15 protein-coding genes are annotated in these 18,194 nt (G+C 76.6%); 8 read left to right on the plus strand and 7 right to left on the minus strand.

Features of this window, described 5'->3' with window-relative positions; all coding sequences use genetic code 11:
• Together CS2_RS18590 and CS2_RS14410 are read left to right on the plus strand one after the other, a co-directional pair.
• A partial coding sequence (locus CS2_RS18590; protein WP_174524310.1) for a cellulose binding domain-containing protein occupies positions 1 to 388 on the plus strand: 388 nt, incomplete at its 5' end.
• A gap of 413 nt (positions 389 to 801) precedes the next feature.
• A complete protein-coding gene (locus CS2_RS14410; protein WP_070320508.1) occupies positions 802 to 2,730 on the plus strand; it encodes an NHL domain-containing thioredoxin family protein in 1,929 nt (642 codons plus the stop codon).
• 236 nt (positions 2,731 to 2,966) lie between these two features.
• Here CS2_RS14410 and CS2_RS14415 read toward each other — a convergent pair whose 3' ends face one another.
• On the minus strand, positions 2,967 to 4,328 hold the full coding sequence (locus CS2_RS14415) for a GGDEF domain-containing protein (RefSeq protein ID WP_233421203.1): 1,362 nt from the start codon (positions 4,326 to 4,328) through the stop codon (positions 2,967 to 2,969).
• A 310-nt stretch (positions 4,329 to 4,638) separates the two neighbouring features.
• Here CS2_RS14415 and CS2_RS14420 point away from each other — a divergent pair, with 310 nt between their 5' ends.
• The gene (locus CS2_RS14420) at positions 4,639 to 5,814 is read left to right on the plus strand and encodes a lytic polysaccharide monooxygenase (protein ID WP_217997392.1); all 1,176 of its coding nucleotides are present in this window, start codon (positions 4,639 to 4,641) and stop codon (positions 5,812 to 5,814) included.
• 187 nt (positions 5,815 to 6,001) lie between these two features.
• Here the strand turns inward: CS2_RS14420 and CS2_RS14425 are convergent, their stop codons facing one another.
• The 3 genes from CS2_RS14425 to CS2_RS14435 all read right to left on the minus strand — a co-directional run bounded on the left by CS2_RS14425 (position 6,002) and on the right by CS2_RS14435 (position 7,990).
• The gene (locus CS2_RS14425; RefSeq protein ID WP_062102007.1) at positions 6,002 to 6,229 is read right to left on the minus strand and encodes a hypothetical protein; all 228 of its coding nucleotides are present in this window, start codon (positions 6,227 to 6,229) and stop codon (positions 6,002 to 6,004) included.
• Positions 6,230 to 6,273: 44 nt separating this feature from the next.
• On the minus strand, positions 6,274 to 7,281 hold the full coding sequence (locus CS2_RS14430; protein ID WP_070320511.1) for a chymotrypsin family serine protease: 1,008 nt from the start codon (positions 7,279 to 7,281) through the stop codon (positions 6,274 to 6,276).
• Between the two features lie 481 nt (positions 7,282 to 7,762).
• Entirely contained in the window at positions 7,763 to 7,990 is a 228-nt protein-coding gene (locus CS2_RS14435; RefSeq protein ID WP_046529821.1) for a DUF6458 family protein, read from the minus strand.
• Positions 7,991 to 8,151: 161 nt separating this feature from the next.
• Between CS2_RS14435 and CS2_RS14440 the strand changes: the two genes are divergently transcribed.
• Positions 8,152 to 8,595 (plus strand): hypothetical protein, encoded by a 444-nt coding sequence (locus CS2_RS14440; protein ID WP_070320512.1) that lies wholly within the window; start codon positions 8,152 to 8,154, stop codon positions 8,593 to 8,595.
• Positions 8,596 to 8,785: 190 nt separating this feature from the next.
• Complete coding sequence (locus tag CS2_RS14445; protein WP_070320513.1) at positions 8,786 to 9,337, plus strand: NUDIX domain-containing protein; 552 nt, start codon at positions 8,786 to 8,788, stop codon at positions 9,335 to 9,337.
• 58 nt (positions 9,338 to 9,395) lie between these two features.
• Here the strand turns inward: CS2_RS14445 and CS2_RS14450 are convergent, their stop codons facing one another.
• The 3 genes from CS2_RS14450 to CS2_RS14460 are packed head-to-tail and all read right to left on the minus strand — an operon-like array spanning position 9,396 to position 14,388.
• A complete protein-coding gene (locus CS2_RS14450) occupies positions 9,396 to 10,979 on the minus strand; it encodes a glycoside hydrolase family 43 protein (RefSeq protein ID WP_070320514.1) in 1,584 nt (527 codons plus the stop codon).
• Positions 10,976 to 13,345, minus strand: a complete 2,370-nt coding sequence (locus CS2_RS14455; RefSeq protein WP_233421204.1) for a beta-xylosidase/alpha-l-arabinosidase — start codon at positions 13,343 to 13,345, stop codon at positions 10,976 to 10,978. Before CS2_RS14455 ends, CS2_RS14450 begins: the two co-directional genes overlap by 4 nt.
• Positions 13,342 to 14,388, minus strand: a complete 1,047-nt coding sequence (locus CS2_RS14460; protein ID WP_046529824.1) for a LacI family DNA-binding transcriptional regulator — start codon at positions 14,386 to 14,388, stop codon at positions 13,342 to 13,344. The genes CS2_RS14455 and CS2_RS14460 overlap by 4 nt, the downstream gene beginning before the upstream one ends.
• Before the next feature lie 190 nt (positions 14,389 to 14,578).
• Between CS2_RS14460 and CS2_RS14465 the strand changes: the two genes are divergently transcribed.
• The 3 genes from CS2_RS14465 to CS2_RS14475 all read left to right on the plus strand — a co-directional run.
• Positions 14,579 to 15,568: a sugar phosphate isomerase/epimerase family protein gene (locus CS2_RS14465; protein ID WP_070320515.1), complete on the plus strand. Its 990-nt coding sequence runs from the start codon at positions 14,579 to 14,581 to the stop codon at positions 15,566 to 15,568.
• A complete protein-coding gene (locus tag CS2_RS14470) occupies positions 15,565 to 16,455 on the plus strand; it encodes an NAD(P)-dependent oxidoreductase (RefSeq protein ID WP_070320516.1) in 891 nt (296 codons plus the stop codon). Before CS2_RS14465 ends, CS2_RS14470 begins: the two co-directional genes overlap by 4 nt.
• A partial coding sequence (locus tag CS2_RS14475; RefSeq protein WP_070320517.1) for a dihydroxyacetone kinase family protein occupies positions 16,449 to 18,194 on the plus strand: 1,746 nt, incomplete at its 3' end. The genes CS2_RS14470 and CS2_RS14475, both read left to right, overlap by 7 nt.

The raw sequence follows: 18,194 nt of genomic DNA on the forward strand, positions 1-18,194 counted from the left end.
CACGCCCACGCCGACCCCGACTCCGACCCCGACCCCGACCCCGACGCCGACGCCCACGCCGACGCCGACGCCCACGCCGACGCCGACCGTCACCCCGACGCCCACGCCGGGTGCGGGTGCGTGCACCGCCACCGTCAAGGCGACGAGCACGTGGACGGGCGGCTGGCAGGGTGAGGTCACGGTGACCGCGGGCGGCGCGCCGATCAGCGGCTGGAAGGTCACGGTCGGTGGCGCGACGATCACGCAGGCGTGGAGCAGCACCCACAGCGGTGGCGTGCTGAGCAACGCGTCCTGGAACGGCGCCCTCGCGTCCGGCGCCAGCACCACCGCCGGGTTCCTGGCGTCCGGCGCTCCGGGCTCGCTGACGGCCACCTGCACCACGGCCTGACGACGACGCACCACCCGCACGACGCACCACCCGCAGCACCCATCCCATCCGCACGACCGTCGACGGCCGGACGCCACCCACCCTCCCCGGTGGCGTCCGGCCGTCGGCGCGCGCCGACATGCGTCGGTCCGTGCACTGGTCACTTCGGTGACCAGTTGCCGCTCCTCGGTTGCGATATCTGACCAGTGGGCGGTTTGGGGGGGCGCCCGATCTGACCAGTGGGCGGATCGGGGGGGGACGTCGGGCGGCGCGGAGGCGCGATCTGACCAGTGGGCGCTTCTGGGGTGCGCGATCTGACCAGTGGGCGGTTCTGGGGTGCGCGATCTGACCAGTGGCGGCGGTGCCCGCGCGTGGCACACCCCGTCGTACCGGTGCGCGGATGCCCGGCGGCGGGGGGTGCGACGTCGGTGAGAATGGGCGACGTGACGTCGACCTCCGCCCCCCGTCTGCCCCGTGTGCGCGCGTCCGAGCTGGTCGGGCGCGGCTGGCTCAACACCGGTGGCAGGGACGTGACGCTCGCCGACCTGCGCGGCAAGGTCGTCGTGCTCGACTTCTGGACGTTCTGCTGCATCAACTGCCTGCACGTGCTGGACGAGCTGCGCGAGATCGAGGAGCGGCACCGCGACGTGCTCGTGATCGTGGGCGTGCACTCGCCGAAGTTCGTCCACGAGGCCGACCCGGTCGCGCTCGCGGCCGCGGTCGAGCGGTACGAGGTGCACCACCCGGTGCTCGACGACCCGGACCTGGTGACGTGGCAGGCGTTCACGGCGCGCGCGTGGCCGACCCTCGTGGTCATCGACCCCGAGGGGTACGTCGTCGCGCAGATGGCCGGCGAGGGGCACGCCCACGCGGTCGAGACGCTCGTGGCGGAGCTGGTCGCCGAGCACGAGGCGAAGGGCACGCTGCACCGCGGCGACGGCCCGTACGTCGCGCCGACGCCGCAGCCGACGACGCTGCGCTTCCCCGCGAAGGCGGTCGCGCTGCCGGGCGGCACGTTCCTCGTCGCCGACGCCGGGCACCACGCGCTCACCGAGGTCGCGGCGGACGGCGAGACGCTCGTGCGGCGCATCGGCACGGGCGAGCGCGGGCTGGTCGACGGCGACCCGGACGAGGCCAGGTTCAGCGAGCCGAACGGTCTGTGCCTCGTGCCGGACGAGCTGCGCGAGCGGCTCGGCTACGACGTCCTCGTGGCGGACACCGTCAACCACGCGCTGCGCGGCGTGCGCCTGGCCGACGGGCACGTGACGACGGTCGCCGGCACGGGCGAGCAGTACATGGTCGGCGCGGTCGACAACGTGCTGCCGCTCGAGGGCGGCGCCGCGCACCCGGCCGAGCAGGGCGTGGGCGACCGGTGGCCCGCGCACCAGGTCAAGCTGTCCTCGCCGTGGGACGTCACGTGGTCGCAGCCGCTCGCCGCGTTCGTCGTCGCGATGGCCGGTCACCACACCCTGTGGGCGTTCGACCCGGTGGCGGGGACCGTGACCCACCTCGCCGGCACCATGAACGAGGGGCTGGTCGACGGCGCGCCCGAGCAGTCGTGGTTCGCGCAGCCGTCGGGCCTGTCGGTCGCGGCGGACGGGCGCCTCTGGCTCGCGGACGCCGAGACGTCGGCGCTGCGCTGGCTCGACCCCGCGGACGCGTCGGTGACGTCGGTCGTCGGGACGGGTCTGTTCGACTTCGGCCACCGCGACGGGCCGGCCGACGAGGCGCTCCTGCAGCACCCGCTGGGTGTCGCGGCGCTGCCCGACGGCTCGGTGCTGGTCGCCGACACGTACAACGGCGCGCTGCGCCGCTGGGTGCAGGGCGTCGACGGCGGCCCGGGCGAGGTGAGCACGCTCGCGACCGACCTGGCCGAGCCCAGCGGGCTCGTGCTGCCCGCGGGCGACGTCGACCACGTGGTGGTCGTCGAGTCCGCGGCGCACCGGCTGACGCGCGTGCCGCTGCCCGCGGGTGCGGGCACGCGGGTCGACGGCGGTGCGCACCGCACGCAGCGGCCCGTCACCGAGATCGGCCACGACGTCGCGCTCGAGGTCGTGTTCCACCCCGCCGCGGGGCAGAAGCTCGACGACCGGTGGGGCCCGTCGACGTCGCTGCGGGTGTCGGCCACGCCGCCGGGGCTGCTGCTCGACGGTGCGGGCGACGACGTCGCGCTCGGCCGCGCGCTGCGCCTCGACCCGACGGTCGGCGAGGGCGTGCTGCACGTGACCGCGCGCGCCGCGAGCTGCGACGCCGACCCCGCGATCGAGCACCCCGCGTGCCACCTCGCGGCGCAGGACTGGGGCGTCCCGGTCCGTGTGGTCGCCGGCGGCGACGGCGCGCTCGTGCTGCCGCTGCACGGCTGAGCGCCCGCCGGGCGCCCGGCGGGCCGATCCCCGGCGGCGACGTCGCGGTCGGTGCGTCGGCGGTGACGCGCCGCGACCCGTCCAGGCCGTCGGCCCGGCGGCTCCCGTCCTGCCGTCGGCCCAGCCGCTCCCGCCCTGCTCCGGCAGGTGGCGGCGGTGGGCGCCGTGCCGGGAACCGCACCGGCCCACGCGCCGGGTGACCGTCAACCCGCTCGACGACGCCGCCCGTGACGGCGTCAGGCGTTGCGGGCGCCGTCGACGGCGATCGCGACGAGCGCGTGCAGCGCGGTCTGCACCTGCCGGCCCGTCGACGCGAGCGCGGCGACCGCGACCTCGACGACCCACGCGTCCCGCTCGACCGTGACGAGGCGGGTCTCGGCCGCGTCGGCGGGGCTGCCGCCGCGCGCGACCGTCGTGAACGTCTGCGACCCGGGCATGCGCTCGCGCACGGCCCACGAGTCGCCGCCGAGGGTCTCGGTGGCCGCCGCGGCGAACGCGCACAGACGCGGCACGATCGCCGGCGCGGCCGCGCCGATCGCGACCGACCCGCTCGCGGTGAGCCGCTCGACGGCCTGCACGGGGTCGGAGATCGGCGGCGTCGTGCGCGCACGGGCGCGGGCCCGGCGGCGCTTGGCCTGGTACTGCGCCTGGTCGGCGCGGCGGAACAGGTGCCGCGCCTCGACCGAGCCCATGACGGCGGTCGACGCGATGCCGTAGGAGATCGCGGCGCCGTGCGGCAGCGGGAACTTCGCGACCGTCGTCGCCATGGCCGTCGCGACGGCCTCGCGCGGCTGGTCGACGGTCACGAGGCAGAACTCGTCGCCGCCGATGCGCGCGGCGGTCGCGCCGGGGATCGCGTCGGCCGCGCGGCGCAGCACGTCCGCGACGGCGCGCAGCAGGTCGTCGCCCGCGTCGTGGCCGAGCTCGTCGTTGACGCGCTTGAGCCCGTCGACGTCGCACATGACGACGCACGTCTCGCGGCCCGACGCGAGCGCCGCCTCGGCGGCCTGGTCGGCGGTGCGCCGGTTCGCGAGGCCCGTGAGCGGGTCGTCGGCGATCATGTGGCGCATCTGCTTCTCGAGGTCGACGCGCGCGATCGCACCGGCCGCGAGCGCCGCCAGCACCTCGGCGGTCGCGACGTCGTCGGCGTGGAACAGCGGCGCCTCGAAGTCCCGCAGCAGCGTGATCTGCCCCCACACGGCGTCGTTGACGACGACCGGCGCGGTGAGGGCCGAGGCCGCGCCGATCTCGCGCAGGAGCTCGACCTCGACGCGGTCGCCGGCCGTGGGGTCGCCGGGGCGCACCGAGCGGCCGTGCGCGTCGAACGCGTGCGCGACCCAGCTCTCGCGGTTGCGCAGCAGCGACCGCAGCGCCGGGCGGTCCTCGGCGCGGTACGTGGTGCGCAGGAACTGGTCGCGGCGCGGGTCGTCGGCGGGCTGCTCGACGTGCAGGACGCGCGACGTCTCCTGCGTGATGCGGCTCACCGCGCACGCGTCGGCGCCGAGCACGTCGACCGCCGCGCGGGCGGCCGCCTCGACGACCTCCTCGACCCGGCGGCACGCGTCGAACCGGTGCGCGGCCACCGCGAGTCCGCGCACGCCACCGAGGTCCGCAGCCGAGAGACCCCCTCGGTGCGCACCCTGGGAGGCCGTGCCTCTGCGCGTCACGTGCCCATCATCGGGCCTCGGAGGCCGTCTCGCCGCGCAGCGTTCCGTGAGAGGTGCGTGAGATCACCTCCTGGTGCGCCCGTTCACCCCGTCGCGCGCGGACGCGTCGGCCGTGCTGGAAACGTTTCGCGGCCTTGTCGGCCCCCGGGGCGCTCCGCAGGCTGGGCCGACGTCCCGGGTGACCCGGGGCCTGCCCGACACCCTGCGGCGACGACGCCGCTCGCGCGAGAGGGAGCCAACCATGACCCGAGACAGACCGACCCGTCGCACCCGCCGGTCCCTGGGGGGAGGCCTCGCCGCGACCGCGGTGGTGGCGGCCGCGCTGGTCGCCGTGCCGACCGCGGCGCAGGCGCACGGCGGCCTGACCGAGCCGGCCACCCGCACCTACCAGTGCTACGTCGACGGCCTGGCGGGGGGCGAGGCCGCCGGTGAGAGCGGGAACATGAAGCCGCGCCTCGAGCCGTGCGTCGACGCGTTCGCCGAGGGCAACTACTCGTTCTACAACTGGTTCGGGAACCTGCTCGGCACGATCGCGGGGCGGCACGAGACGATCCCCGACGGCAAGCTGTGCGGCCCGGACTCGCGCTTCGACGCGTACAACGCGCCGTCCGACGCGTGGCCGACGACGGCGGTGACGCCCGGCCAGACGATGACGTTCCGGTACGCGGCGGTCGCGCCGCACCCGGGCTGGTTCACGACGTGGATCACGAAGGACGGCTGGGACCCGTCGCAGCCGATCGGCTGGGACGACCTGGAGCCCGCGCCGTTCGACCGCGTGCTCGACCCGCCGATCCGCCCGGGCGGCCCCGCGGGCCCGGAGTACTGGTGGGACGTGCAGCTGCCGTCGGGCAAGACCGGCAAGCACGTGCTGTTCAACATCTGGGAGCGGACGGACAGCCCGGAGTCGTTCTACAACTGCGTGGACGTCGACTTCGGCGGGGGTGGCACGACGCCGACCCCGACGCCGACGCCCACCGCGACGCCGACTCCGACCCCGACTCCGACCCCGACGCCCACCCCGACGCCGACTCCGACCCCGACTCCGACTCCGACTCCGACTCCGACTCCGACTCCGACTCCGACTCCGACGGTGCCGACGGACGCGGTCTGCGAGATCGAGGTCGACGTCACCAGCCGCTGGCAGGGCGGGTTCCAGGGGAACGTGACCGTGTTCAACGCGACCATGGAGCCGGTGAACGGCTGGGAGGTCGCGTGGGACTTCACGAACGGTGAGCAGATCACGCAGGCGTGGAGCTCGGTCGCGTCGCAGTCCGGCTCGACCGTGACCGTGACGAACGCGGCGTGGAACTCGACGATCGCGCACCACAACGCGGTGTCGTTCGGGTTCATCGCCTCCGGGACGCCGCAGGACGTGACGTCCGCGACGCTCAACGGCAACAGCTGCATCGTGCGCTGACGCGTGCGTGACGTGCCGGTGCGCTGACGCGCGCGTGACGTGCCGGTGCGCCGACGGTGCGCCTGACGCGCCCGCACCCCGCGCAGGGGTGCGGGCGCGTCGCCGTGCGTGGCCCGCAGCCGCGCGTCCCGCGTGGTCGGTGATGCGCGGTCCTGCGCGGTGATGCGCGGTCCTGCTCGGTGCGCGCTCAGCGCTGCGCGGTCACGGGCCCCGTGGTGCGCACGTGCACCGCGACGCCGTGCACGTGCGTCGGCACGTCGAGGCGGCGGGCCGTGACGGCGTCGCCGCGCACGCGCACGAGCAGGCCGTACCCGTCGTCGTCGGGCGCGATGCCGATGCCGGACACGCCCGCGCGCCCGGCGAGGGCGGCCTTGAGCTCCTCCTTGGCCCGGCGGGCCTGGTCGAGGTCGGCCACTGCACACCTCCCGCACCCCTCGGCGGCGCGCGGGGCCGCCCGCGTCAGGCGAGCAGCGTCGCGTCGAGCGCCCCGAGGACGGCGTCGATCGGGTTGACGTACGTCAGCCCTCGACCATTCTCGCCCCCGGTCTCCGACCCGGCAAAGAGCAGCCCCAGGGCGACCCCGTCCTCGCGGTACACGAGCGAGCCCGAGTCGCCGCCGCGCGAGAACGGCGACCGCCCGGTGCCCTCGACCTCGATCTGGTCGTCGAACCGCAGGTCGCCCAGCTCCTCGCCGTAGCCGACGACGACGTCGTCGAGCTCGATGGCCGTCACGCGTCCGCCGGTGACGGCCGTGGTGCGGCCGATCTTGCCGACGGTCTCGCCGCCGAGCGCGCGCGCCGTGGCCGTCACGGCGCCCACCGGGTACGTCGCGTCGACGTCGGGGTCGTCGAGCAGCGCGACCGCCGCGTCGACCGTGGCCGTGGTGCCCGCCGCGAGCGGGACCACCGCGGCGAGCGTGCCGACCCGGTCGGCGGGCGCCCGGCCGCCGTCGGCGGGTCCGGGCTGCAGCACGAGGTCGCCGGGCCGCGCCGCGGGGGAGCCCGCGAGCACGTGGTAGTTCGACAGCGCGTGCACCACGCCGCCCACCAGCACGAACGCACCGAGCGTGCCGGCCGTGACGTCGACGTGCGCGATCGAGACGCCCGGCCGCAGCGGCCGCACGCGGCCGGTCTCGCCGGCGGCCTGCGCCGTGATCACGGGGGGTCGCGGGCCCGGCACCGGGCCGCGCGCGAGCGGGCGGATCCGCCCCGTGCGGCGCACGTCGACGGTCGTCCCGACCTCGCCGACCTCGGCCGCGACCTTGCGCGCGAGGCTCCGCACCTGCGGGAGCCCGAGCCGGTACCGCAGCGCGACCGCGTACCCGCCGTCGTCGCGCGGCGCCAGGCCGACCGCCAGCGGTGCGACCGCCGGCGCGTCGGCGCTCGACGCGCGCACCACCCGCTCCGTCAGCGTCCGCGCCACCTGCGCGGCGTGCGCCTTGGCCTCGCGCGCCTCGTCCCGCTCCATGCGCCCCCCTCGTGGACCGTCCGCCGGTGCGTGCCCAGTGTGTCGGGAAGGTCCGACACGCGCCGGTCGTTCGGGTGGCCGCGTGGCACCGGTCCGGCGTGCCGTCGCGGGCACGCCGCACCGGGCATCTCGAGGCATGGGACGAGCCGCCCGCGAGACCGGGCTGGCGTCGCGATCCCGGCCCGGGGGCGCTCCCAGCCCGGTCTCGTACGTCCCGCGTCCCACCAGGTGAGTGGCGAGGCCCGTCGTCGGCCGGCCGGTGCGGCGGCCGCCACCGGGCCCTCGGACGCCCGTCGGCCGCCACCGGCCTTCGGACGCCCGTCGGCCGCAACCGGGACCACGGACCCCCGCCCCGGTCGGGGCCGGGTCCACGGGCGCCCCGCCGGTCGCGAGCGGGCACGCCGACGCCCCGTCGGTCAGGACCGGCGGGGCGTCGGGCAGGGGCGTCCCGTGCGGGACGGCGGGACCGTCGTCCGGGGCGTCAGGCCACCGGGGGAGCGGGCGGCTCCTCGCGGTGCTCGACCACCTGGCGGTGCGTCGTGTTGGTGCGCTGCGCGTTGAGCGCGATCGCGAGGATGAGCGCGAGCACGCCCGCGCCCATGCAGATGTAGCCGATGACCGTGAGGTCGACGCCCTCGACCCGATCGGACACGCCGAACGAGAGGATCGCCCCGATCACCAGGAGTGCGATGCCGCCACCGATGCCCATGTCGCTCCTTCGTCGTACCGCGTCGCGTGGGCCACGGCGGACCACGCGGTGGTCCAGGAGTCTGCTGCCGATCGGGGTGGTCCGCACCCGGAGCGCCGCGGTCCCCGCCCGGGCGGCCGCCTCGGGGTGCCGTCGCCGCGCGCCACGGGTAGACACGACGCATGGGTGTCCTCCTCCGCTCCGCCGCTCTGGGCCTCGCCACCGGCGGCCGCTCGTCCGTCGCGTTCGCCGTCCCGGTCGCCGCCGCCGCGCGCCGCGGTCATGACGTCCCCGCGCTGCGCGCGCTCGCGGTCCTCGCGGTCGTGGGCGAGGCTGTGACCGACAAGCTGCCGGGCGTGCCGAGCCGGCTGGTGGCCCCGCAGCTCGCGGGCCGGGTCGTGGCGGGCGCCGCGGGTGCGGGTGCGCTCGCGGTCGTCGACGGGCGGCGTGTCCCCGCGGTGCTGGTCGCGGCCGTCGTCGGCGCGGCCGGCGCGTTCGCGGGGTCGGTGGTCGGCGCGTCGTGGCGGCAGTGGGCCGACGACGACGGCCGGCTGGGCTCGGACACGCGGGCCGCGCTCGTCGAGGACGCGGTGGTGCTCGCGACGGCGGGGGCGCTGAGCCGCTGACGGGTCCGGCGCCGCCTGCCGGCTGACGCCGGCGCACCGACCGTCCCGCGCGACGCCGAGCGTCGGCGCACCGACCGTCCCCCACGTCGTCGAGCGCCGGCGCACGACGGTCCGACGGGGCGCGCCGTGGTCGGGTGGGCACCGCGCACCGGCACCCCGGCGGGGACACGGCCAGGTCTAGGTTCGACGCATGACCTGGCGGACCCTGTCCTCGCGCGTCGCGTACCGGAACCCGTGGATCACGGTCCGCGAGGACCAGGTGCTCGCGCCGGACGGGTCGCCGGCGGTGTACGGCGTGGTCGAGCTGCGGGACTCGGTGTTCGTCGTCGCGCTGACCGACGACGACGAGGTCGTGCTCGTCACGACCGACCGCTACACGACCGGCCCCGGATCGGTCGAGGTCCCCGCGGGCGGCGGCGAGGGTCAGGACCCCCTCGACGCCGCACGCCGCGAGCTCGCCGAGGAGGCCGGGCTGACGGCGCGCGAGTGGACCCACCTCGGGACGACCGAGGCGCTCAACGGCGTCGCGCGTGCGGTCGAGCACGTGTACCTCGCGCGAGGCCTCACGCCCGTCGCCGACGGGGACGCGACCGCGCACGAGCAGGCCGCCGAGGGCATCAGCGCCGTGCGGACCGTGCCGTTCGCCGACGCGCTCGCGATGGTCCGCACGGGCGAGGTCCGCGACGGCGAGACGATCACCGCGCTCGCGCTCGCGGCCCTGCACCTGGGCCGGCTGCGCTGACGACGACGGGCCCGCCCCGGGTGAGGGCGGGCCCGTCGCGGCTCGTCGTCGCTGAGGGTCAGTCGAGCGGCTCGTACGTCGCGTGCACGACGTCGGCGACGGCCGTGGTCGCGTGGCCGTCGCTGGTCGCGTAGACGCCCAGGTGGACGCCCGTGAACCCGCCAGCGGTCTGCGTGCTGAGCGCGCGCCCGTCGACCGTGCCGACCGTGGTCCACGCGCCGTCGGGCTCGCGCGCCTCCGCGGTGTACGTCAGCCGGTCTGCGGTCACGCGCAGGTCGACCGGGCCGTCGCCGGGCAACGGCAGCGTGCCGACGGTGGTCCGCTCGTCGCCCTGCGTGAGCACCAGCTCGACGACGCGCGCGTCGCCGCCGTCGCGCAGCGCGAGGACCGCGTGGTGCGTGTCCTTCTGACGGACCGCGAGGCCCGCGCGCTCGTGCGCCGCCAGGCCGGGCGCCTCGACCGTGGTCGTGAACCGCGCGCGGTGGTGCTGCTGGCGCAGCCCGAGGAACGCGGGCGTCGTCGGCTCGTCGAGCGTCGCCGGGCGCAGCGCGAGGCGCAGCGCACCCGGGCGGGACGTCGTGTCGGCCGGGTCGTCGCCCGTGCGCAGCCGGTTCCAGCGCGGTGACAGCCCACCGGTCGTCGGGTCGGCGAACGTCTCGGTGAACGGCTCGTCCGCGGCGGGGCGCACGACCTCGCCGTCGGGCACGGCGGGGTGCTCGACCAGCGGGGTCACCTGCCCGACGCCCGGCGCGAGCACGGGCCAGCCGTCCTCCCAGCGCGCGGGCACGACGAACGTCTCGCGGCCCAGCAGGTGGTGCCCGTCGACCGGTCGGGTGCCGAGCGCGAACGCCCACCACGCGCCGTCCGGACCCTCGACGAGCTCGGCGTGCCCGACGCTCGACACCGGGTGGTCGCGGCCCAGGTGCCGGTGCGTGAGCACCGGGTTCGCGCGGTTGCCGGAGTACGGCCCGGTGACGTGGTCGGCGCGCGCGACGGTCACGGCGTGGTGCACGTCGGTGCCGCCCTCGGCGATGACGAGCAGGTAGCGCCCGTCGACCTTGTACAGGTGCGGGCCCTCGGCCCACACCGCGGCGTGCAGCGCGCCGTGCCACAGCACGTGCTCGGGGCCGACCAGCTGCCGCGTGCGCACGTCGAACCGGCGCAGCCAGATGTCCGTGGTCTGCGGGTCCTCGGGGTGCGGGTCGTGCGTGGGCCGCGCGCCGAGGTACCAGGCGGACCCGTCGTCGTCGAAGAACAGCGACGGGTCGATGCCCTCGGCGTCCTCGAGCCACGTGACGTCGCTCCACGGGCCCGCGGGGTGCTCGGCGCTCATGACGAAGTTGCCCGCGCCCCGGTGCCCGTCGACGAGCGTGCACGTCATCCAGAACGTCCCGTCGTGGTGCCGCAGCGTCGGCGCGTACAGGCCGCCCGACGGCCGGACGCCTTCCATGTCGAGCTGCGAGCGCCGGTCGATCGCGTGGCCGACGTGCTCCCAGCGCGCGAGGTCCGTGCTGTGGTGCACCGGCAGGCCCGGGAAGTACTCGAACGTCGAGGTCACGAGCCAGTAGTCGTCGCCGACGCGGCACACGGTCGGGTCCGGGTGGAAGCCCGGCAGGACGGGGTTGCTGACGGCGCCGCTCATGCCAGGGCCGCCACGGTCGTCGTGGGGCGCAGCGCACGGTCGCGGCCGGGGTGGCGGCGCGGGCCCGTGAGCTCGACGCCCCCGGTCAGGACGTCGCCCTCGCTCGAGCCGCCGACCTGCACGCCGATCGCGCCGGGGTCGACGACGCGTCGCAGGTCGACGCCCGTGTAGGACGTCAGGTCGGCGGGGACGGTGAAGGTCACGCGGCGGGACTCCCTCGGTGCGAGCGGGACACGGACGTACCCCGCGAGCTGCTTGACCGGGCGCGCGACGTCGGCGACCGGGTCGGACAGGTACAGCTGGACGACCTCGGTGCCGGGGCGCTCGCCCGTGCACGTGAGCGTCACGGACACGTCGAACGCGCCGTCGGTGGGCGCGGTGGGCGTGACCTCGAGGTCGGAGTACGTGAACGTCGTGTACGACAGGCCGTGCCCGAACGGGAACGCGGGCGTCGGGTCGAGGTTGCTGATGCGGTCCAGGCGGCGCGTCAGCGCGGGGCCGAGGTAGGTCTGCGGGCCGCTGCCCGGGTCGCGCGGCACCTGCACGGGCAGCTTGCCGCTGGGCGTCACGCGGCCCGACAGCACGCCCGCGACCGCCCCGGCGCCCTCCTCGCCCGGCATGAACGCCTGCACGACCGCCGCCGCGCGGTCGGCGTACGCGCCGAGCGCGTAGGGGCGCCCCGAGACGACGACGAGCACGACGGGCGTGCCCGTGGCGAGCACGGCCTCGACGAGCTCGTGCTGCACGCCCGGCAGCCGCAGGTCGGGCGCGTCGCAGCCCTCGCCCGACGTGCCGCGCCCGAACATGCCGGCCCGGTCGCCGACGGTCAGCACGCACACGTCCGCGTCGGCCGCGGCGCGCACGGCCGCGTCGAACCCCGACCGGTCGTCGCCGACCACGGCGCAGCCGGGCTCGTGCACGACGTCGTCGCCCGCGAGCTCGGTGCGCAGCGCGTCGAGCAGCGACGGCACCTCGACGCCCAGGCCCAGCTCGGGGTGCCGCGGCAGCACGTGGATGGGGTACGAGTAGCAGCCGAGCAGCACGCCCGGGTCGGCGGCCGACGGGCCGACGACGGCGACGCGCCGCGGCGCACGGTCGGCGGTGGTGCGCAGCGGCAGGACGCCGTCGGGGTTGGCCAGCAGCACGACCGACTCCTCGGCCAGGCGCCGGGCCAGGTCGCGGTTGGCGGGGCTGTCGAGGTCGATCGGCGCGTCGTCGGGGGCGCCGCCGGGCGGCGTGCCGTCGGGCGCGGGTGCGTCGAGCAGGCCCAGCTCGGCCTTCTGCCGCAGCACGCGCCGCACCGCGCGGTCCACGAGGTGCTCGTCGAGCCGGCCGTCGCGCACGAGCGGTGCGAGCTCGCCGAAGCACATCGTGTTGGGCAGCTCGACGTCGAGGCCCGCGCGCAGCGAGCGCGCGCCCGCGTCGGCGGCGTCGGCCGCGACCCCGTGCGCGGTGACGAGGAACGCGACCGCCCAGTAGTCCGAGACGACCGTGCCCTCGAACCCCCACGCACCGCGCAGCAGGTCGGTGAGCAGCGAGCGCGACGCCGCGACGGGTTCGCCGTCGAGGTCGGTGTACGAGTTCATGACCGACCGCGCGCCGCCCTCGCGCACCGCCATCTCGAACGGCGGCAGCAGCACGTCGGCGAGCTCGCGCGGGCCGATCGACACGGGCGCGTGGTTGCGTCCGGCGCGCGACGCCGAGTACCCGACGAAGTGCTTGAGCGTCGCGACGACGCCCTGCTCCTCGAGCCCGCGGACGTACGCGGTCGCGATGGTGCCGACGGTGTACGGGTCCTCGCCGACGGTCTCCTCGACGCGACCCCAGCGGTGGTCGCGCACGACGTCGAGCACCGGGCCGAGGCCCTGGTGCACGCCCAGGCGTCGCAGGTCCCGGCCGATGGCCGTGCCGACCTCGTGCACGAGGTCCGGGTCGAACGACGCGCCCCACGCGAGCGGCGCCGGGTACACGGTCGCGCCGTACGACGTGACGCCCGTGAGGCACTCCTCGTGCGCGATCGCCGGCAGCCCCAGACGGTGGTGCCCGGCGAGCTCGCGCTGCGTCCGCGCGAGCTTGTCCCGCCCCTCGTCGGCGGGGACGGGCTCGGTGCCCAGCACGCGCGTGAGGTGCCCCAGCCCGTGCCGCGCGGCGGTCGGGAAGTCGGGCCGGCGCGCACCGAACGTGTCCTGCATCGGCGCGACGACCTCACCCGCGCCGCGCCGGTCGAACCAGTACGAGCCGAGCTGCGCGAGGCGCTCCTCGAGGCTCATCGACGCCAGCAGCAGCTCGACGCGGTCGGCGACCGGCAGGCGCGGGTCCTGCCAGGGGCGCTCCGTGCGGGGGGACGTGGTGGCGGTGGTGCTCACCGGGCTCCTTCCGGTCCGGCCGACGGCTGCGGCGGCGGTGCGGTCGAGTCGCGGACCACGAGCGACGTGGCCAGCTCGATGTGGTGCGAGTCGGGCAGACGGCCTTCGTCCATGCCGAGGACCGTGCGCAGCGCGACGCGCCCGATGTCCTGCAGCGGCTGGTGCACGCAGGTCAGCGGCGGGTTGGTCCACGCCGCGACGTACGTGTCGTCGTACCCGACGACCGACAGGTCGCGCGGCACGACGAGCCCGAGACGGCGCGCGGCCTCGAGCACCCCGAGCGCCTGCGCGTCGCTGCACGCGAGGACCGCGGTGGGCGGGTCGGGCAGGCGCAGGATCGCGTCGGCGGCGTCGCGCGCGGCGTCGTGGTCGAACGCGACGTGCCGCACGAGCGCGGGGTCGGGCGTGACGCCCGCGCGCTGGCACGCCGAGCGGAACCCGTCGACGCGCGCGACCGCGCCGATCGACGCCTCGGGTCCGCCGATCACGGCGATGCGTCGGTGGCCGAGCGCGAGCAGGTGCTCGGTCGCGGTGCGGCCGCCGGTCCAGTTGGTCGACCCGACGGAGACGAGCTCGGGCGTCGTGAGGTGCAGCGGGTCGATGACGACGACGGGCAGCCGGGCGCGCGCGATCGCGTCGTACGTGGTGTCGGTGACCTGCGCGGTCACGACGATCGCCCCGGTGCGGCGGGCCGCGACGAGCCGGCGGGTCCAGCTCGACGGCGGCTCGTCGCCGCCGCGGCGCACGCGCGAGACGGTGACGTCGACGTCGGCCTCCTCGGCCGCGAGCGTGACGCCGCGCAGCACCTCCATGGCGTACGGGCTGCCGAGCTTGTCGACGAGGAACTCGACCGTGCGGCGGCCGTCGCCGCGGCGCGCGCCGGGGGCGCGGTACCCGAGCTCGGCGGCGGCGGCCTCGACGCGCTCGCGGGTCGCGGCGGCGACGTCGGTGTGCCGGTTGATGACCTTGGAGGCCGTCGCGATGGACACGCCGGCGCGCTCGGCGACCGCCGTGAGCGTGGGCCGTCCTGCGGGTCGTGGCATCGGTGCCTCCTGGGTCGTCGGGCCGACGCTAGCGGGATCGCGTCGAAAACATCAAGTAGTTCAGAAGGGCTTTCAGGAGGTGGTCGGCCGTTCGCCACCAGCCGTTGACAGCGTCGACGGCGAAAACTAGCGTCCCCATTGCAGCATTGTGCACGAAAAGTTTTCGATGACGAGAACCGGAGGCTCGACGATGAGTTCGACCGCACGCCCTCGGGGCGCGGACGGCACCACCCGCCCCACGAGCGAGCGGTGGCCCATCGCCGCCGCCATGCTCAACTTCCCCGGCTCGCAGGACGCGCCCGCGGACACGTGGGTCGACCACCTCGCCGAGGTCGCCTACGAGGGCTTCACCGAGGTCGACCTCACCGACTCCTGGGTGCAGCCGGGCGACCTGACGCCCGCCCGGATCGAGGAGCTGCGCGGCGCGCTCGCGGCCACCGGCCTCGACCCCGTCGCGCTGTCCGCGATCCGCCGGTCCGTCATCGACCCCGTCGCGGGCGACGAGAACCTCGCCTACTCGCACCGCACCATCGACGCCGCGGCCGCGCTCGGCGTGAAGGTCGTCAGCGTCGGCCTGCACCGGCCGCTGCTGCCCCAGCAGCGCCAGGCGTTCTGGTTCTGGACCGAGGAGGGCCCGCACGACGACACCGACGCCGACACGTGGGCGCGCGCCGTGCAGCGCCTGCGCGAGCTCGGCACGCACGCACGCGAGGTCGGGCTCGAGCTGTCGCTCGAGATGTACGAGGACACGCTGCTCGGCACCGCCGAGTCCGCCGTGCGGCTCGTGAACGACATCGGCGACGACGCGGTCGGCCTCAACCCCGACCTCGGCAACCTCATCCGCCTGCACCGGCCCATCGAGGACTTCCAGGCCGCGGTCGCCGCGTGCCTGCCCGTGTCGAACTACTGGCACGTCAAGAGCTACTTCCGCGACGAGGACCGCCGCGCCGGCACGGTCGTCGCGCTGCCCGCGCCCATGGAGATGGGCTCGGTGAGCTACCGCACCGCGCTGCGCACCGCGATCGACGCCGGGTTCACCGGTCCGCTGTGCGTCGAGCACTACGGCGGCGACGGCCTGTCCGTCGCGGCGCGCAACATGCGCTACCTGCGGCGCATGCTCGCGGTCGCCACGGGCGAGGCCCGCGAGCAGGTCCTGCGCACGGCGGGGGCGGGCCGATGAGCGCGCGCGTCGCCGTCCTCGGGCTCGGCGCCATGGGGCTGCCCATGGCCACGACGCTCGCGCGGACCTTCACCACCGTCGGGTACGACGTGGCTCCCGAGCGCGTGACACTGGCTGTCGAGGCCGGCGCCGTGGCCGCCGCGAGCGTCGCCGAGGCGTGCGCGGGCACCGACGTCGTCGTCGTCGGCGTGCGCGACGGCGCACAGCTCGACGCGCTCGTGCTCGGCGAGGGCGGCGTCGCCGACTCGCTGGCCGCCGGGGCCGTGGTCGTCATCACGTCGACCGTGGGCGAGGCCGCCGTGCGGTCCGTCGCCGACGCGCTCGCGGCCCGTGGCATCCACACCGTCGACGCACCCGTCTCGGGCGGCCCCGTGCGGGCGGGTCAGGGCGACCTGCTCATCATGGTCGGCGCCGACGACGCCGCGCTCGCCGCGGCGCAGGGCGTGCTCGACGCGCTCGCGTCGTCGCTCACGGTCGTCGGCGGCATCGGCGCCGGACAGCAGCTCAAGACCGTCAACCAGCTGCTGTGCGGCATCCACACCGCCGCCGCGTCCGAGGCGCTCGCGCTCGCGCACCGCCTGGGCCTCGACCTCGACGCGTGCATCGAGGTGCTGTCGCAGGGCGCCGCCGCGTCGTTCATGCTCGCCGACCGCGGGCCCCGCATCGCGGCCCAGCTGCGCGGCGAGGAGCCGCCGCTGCGCTCGCGGCTCGACGTCATCGGCAAGGACATGGGCATCGTCGGCGACCTGACGCGCAGCCTCAAGGTCGCGACGCCCGTCGCCGCGGCCGCCGAGCAGCTGTACCGCACGGTCGCCGCCGCGGGCCTCGAGGCCGCCGACGACTCGGTCGTCGCGACGCTCCTCGCCCGCCGGGAGGGGACGTGGTGAGCCCGCTCGCCGACGACCCGGCCCGGTTCGTCGAGGACGCCCTCGAGGGGTTCGTCGACCTGTACCGCGACCAGGTGCGGCTCGTGCCCGGCGGCGTCGTGCGCGCCGTGCCGGCGCCGCGCTCGCAGGTCGCGGTCGTGGTCGGCGGCGGGTCCGGGCACTACCCGGCGTTCTGCGGGGTCGTCGGGCCGGGGCTCGCGCACGGCGCCGTGGTCGGCAACGTGTTCACGTCGCCGTCGACGGCCGACGCGGTGTCGGTCGGGGCCGCGGCCGCGGGCGACGCGGGCGTGCTCATGATCACCGGCAACTACGCGGGCGACGTCATGAACTTCACGCTCGCGCGCGACGAGCTGCGGCGCCGCGGCGTCGACGCGCACTTCCTCGTCGTCACCGACGACGTCGCGAGCGCCCCGGCCGACGAGGTCGACAGGCGCCGCGGCATCGCGGGCGACCTCGTGGTCTTCAAGGCCGCCGGTGCGGCCGCCGCCGAGGGCGCGAACCTCGACGCGGTCGTCGCGGCCGCCGAGCAGGCCAACGCGCGGACCCGCACGCTCGGCGTCGCGTTCGACGGGTGCACGCTGCCCGGAGCGGACGCGCCGCTGTTCACCGTGCCCGACGGCGTGTTCGGGCTCGGCGTCGGCATCCACGGCGAGCCGGGCATCGGCGAGGTGCCCGCGTGCACCGCGTCCGAGCTGGCCGCACTGCTCGTCGACCGCCTGCTCGAGGAGCGCCCCGACGGCGCCGGGCCGCGGGTCGCGGTGCTGCTCAACGGCCTGGGGCGCACCAAGTACGAGGAGCTGTTCGTGCTGTGGCGCGCCGTGCGGGCCCGGCTCGACGCCGCCGGGCTGGAGGTCGTGCAGCCCGACGTCGGCGAGCTCGTGACCAGCCTCGACATGGCCGGCTGCTCGCTCACGCTCGTGTGGCTCGACGAGGACCTCGAGCGGTGGTGGACCGCACCCGCGCAGACGCCCGCGTACCGCAAGGGTGCGCCGCCGGCCGCGGGTGGCGTGGCCGGCGGGTCTGACGCGGGCTCGGGCGCGGCCGGTGCCGACGCGACCGCCGGGTCCGACGTGGGCGCCGGGGCCGGTGCGACCGGTGCGTGGGGCGCGGACGGCGGACCCGGCACGCCCCGTGCGGGGGAGGCCCGGCGCGACGCGGCGGTCGACGACGCGTGGCCGACGGCGCCCGTCGCCGAGGCCGGGCCGCGGGTCGTCGACGACGCGGACGCCGCCGAGGCCGCCGTCGTCGTCGACGCGCTGCGCCGCGTCGCGGACGTGCTCGCCGACCTGGAGACGCGCCTCGGCCGGCTCGACGCGGTCGCCGGGGACGGCGACCACGGGCGCGGCATGCTGCGCGGCTCACGCGCCGCCGCCGACGCCGCGGCCGCCGCGGCGCAGGACGGTCACGGCGCCGTCGCGTGCCTGCAGGACGCCGGGCACGCGTGGGCCGACCGCGCGGGCGGCACGTCGGGCGTGCTGTGGGGCGCTGGCCTCGCGGCCGCGGCCGACGCGCTCGCCACCCGGCCCGTGGGCGACCCGACGGCGCGCGTCGCCGCGGCCGTGCGGGCGGGCGTCGACGCGGTCGCGAGCCTCGGCAAGGCGCGCCCGGGCGACAAGACGATGCTCGACTCGGGCGAGCCGCTCGCGGCCGCGTTCGAGGCCGCGGCGGCGGCGGGCGACGCGCTCGACGCCGCGTGGACCGGTGCGCTCGCCGCCGGACGGACCGCCGCGGCGGCGACC

This window comes from Cellulomonas iranensis NBRC 101100 = JCM 18110, assembly GCF_001552375.1.
Lineage (GTDB): Bacteria > Actinomycetota > Actinomycetes > Actinomycetales > Cellulomonadaceae > Cellulomonas > Cellulomonas iranensis.

Excerpts from the sequence above, each read along its gene's own strand:
- CS2_RS14460 (WP_046529824.1), bottom strand. The coding sequence starts at position 14,388 with ATGCCACGACCCGCAGGACGGCCCACGCTCACGGCGGTCGCCGAGCGC.
- CS2_RS14470 (WP_070320516.1), top strand. The coding sequence starts at position 15,565 with ATGAGCGCGCGCGTCGCCGTCCTCGGGCTCGGCGCCATGGGGCTGCCC.
- CS2_RS14410 (WP_070320508.1), top strand. The coding sequence starts at position 802 with ATGGGCGACGTGACGTCGACCTCCGCCCCCCGTCTGCCCCGTGTGCGC.
- CS2_RS14440 (WP_070320512.1), top strand. The coding sequence starts at position 8,152 with ATGGGTGTCCTCCTCCGCTCCGCCGCTCTGGGCCTCGCCACCGGCGGC.
- CS2_RS14465 (WP_070320515.1), top strand. The coding sequence starts at position 14,579 with ATGAGTTCGACCGCACGCCCTCGGGGCGCGGACGGCACCACCCGCCCC.
- CS2_RS14445 (WP_070320513.1), top strand. The coding sequence starts at position 8,786 with ATGACCTGGCGGACCCTGTCCTCGCGCGTCGCGTACCGGAACCCGTGG.
- CS2_RS14450 (WP_070320514.1), bottom strand. The coding sequence starts at position 10,979 with ATGAGCGGCGCCGTCAGCAACCCCGTCCTGCCGGGCTTCCACCCGGAC.
- CS2_RS14420 (WP_217997392.1), top strand. The coding sequence starts at position 4,639 with ATGACCCGAGACAGACCGACCCGTCGCACCCGCCGGTCCCTGGGGGGA.
- CS2_RS14430 (WP_070320511.1), bottom strand. The coding sequence starts at position 7,281 with ATGGAGCGGGACGAGGCGCGCGAGGCCAAGGCGCACGCCGCGCAGGTG.
- CS2_RS14435 (WP_046529821.1), bottom strand. The coding sequence starts at position 7,990 with ATGGGCATCGGTGGCGGCATCGCACTCCTGGTGATCGGGGCGATCCTC.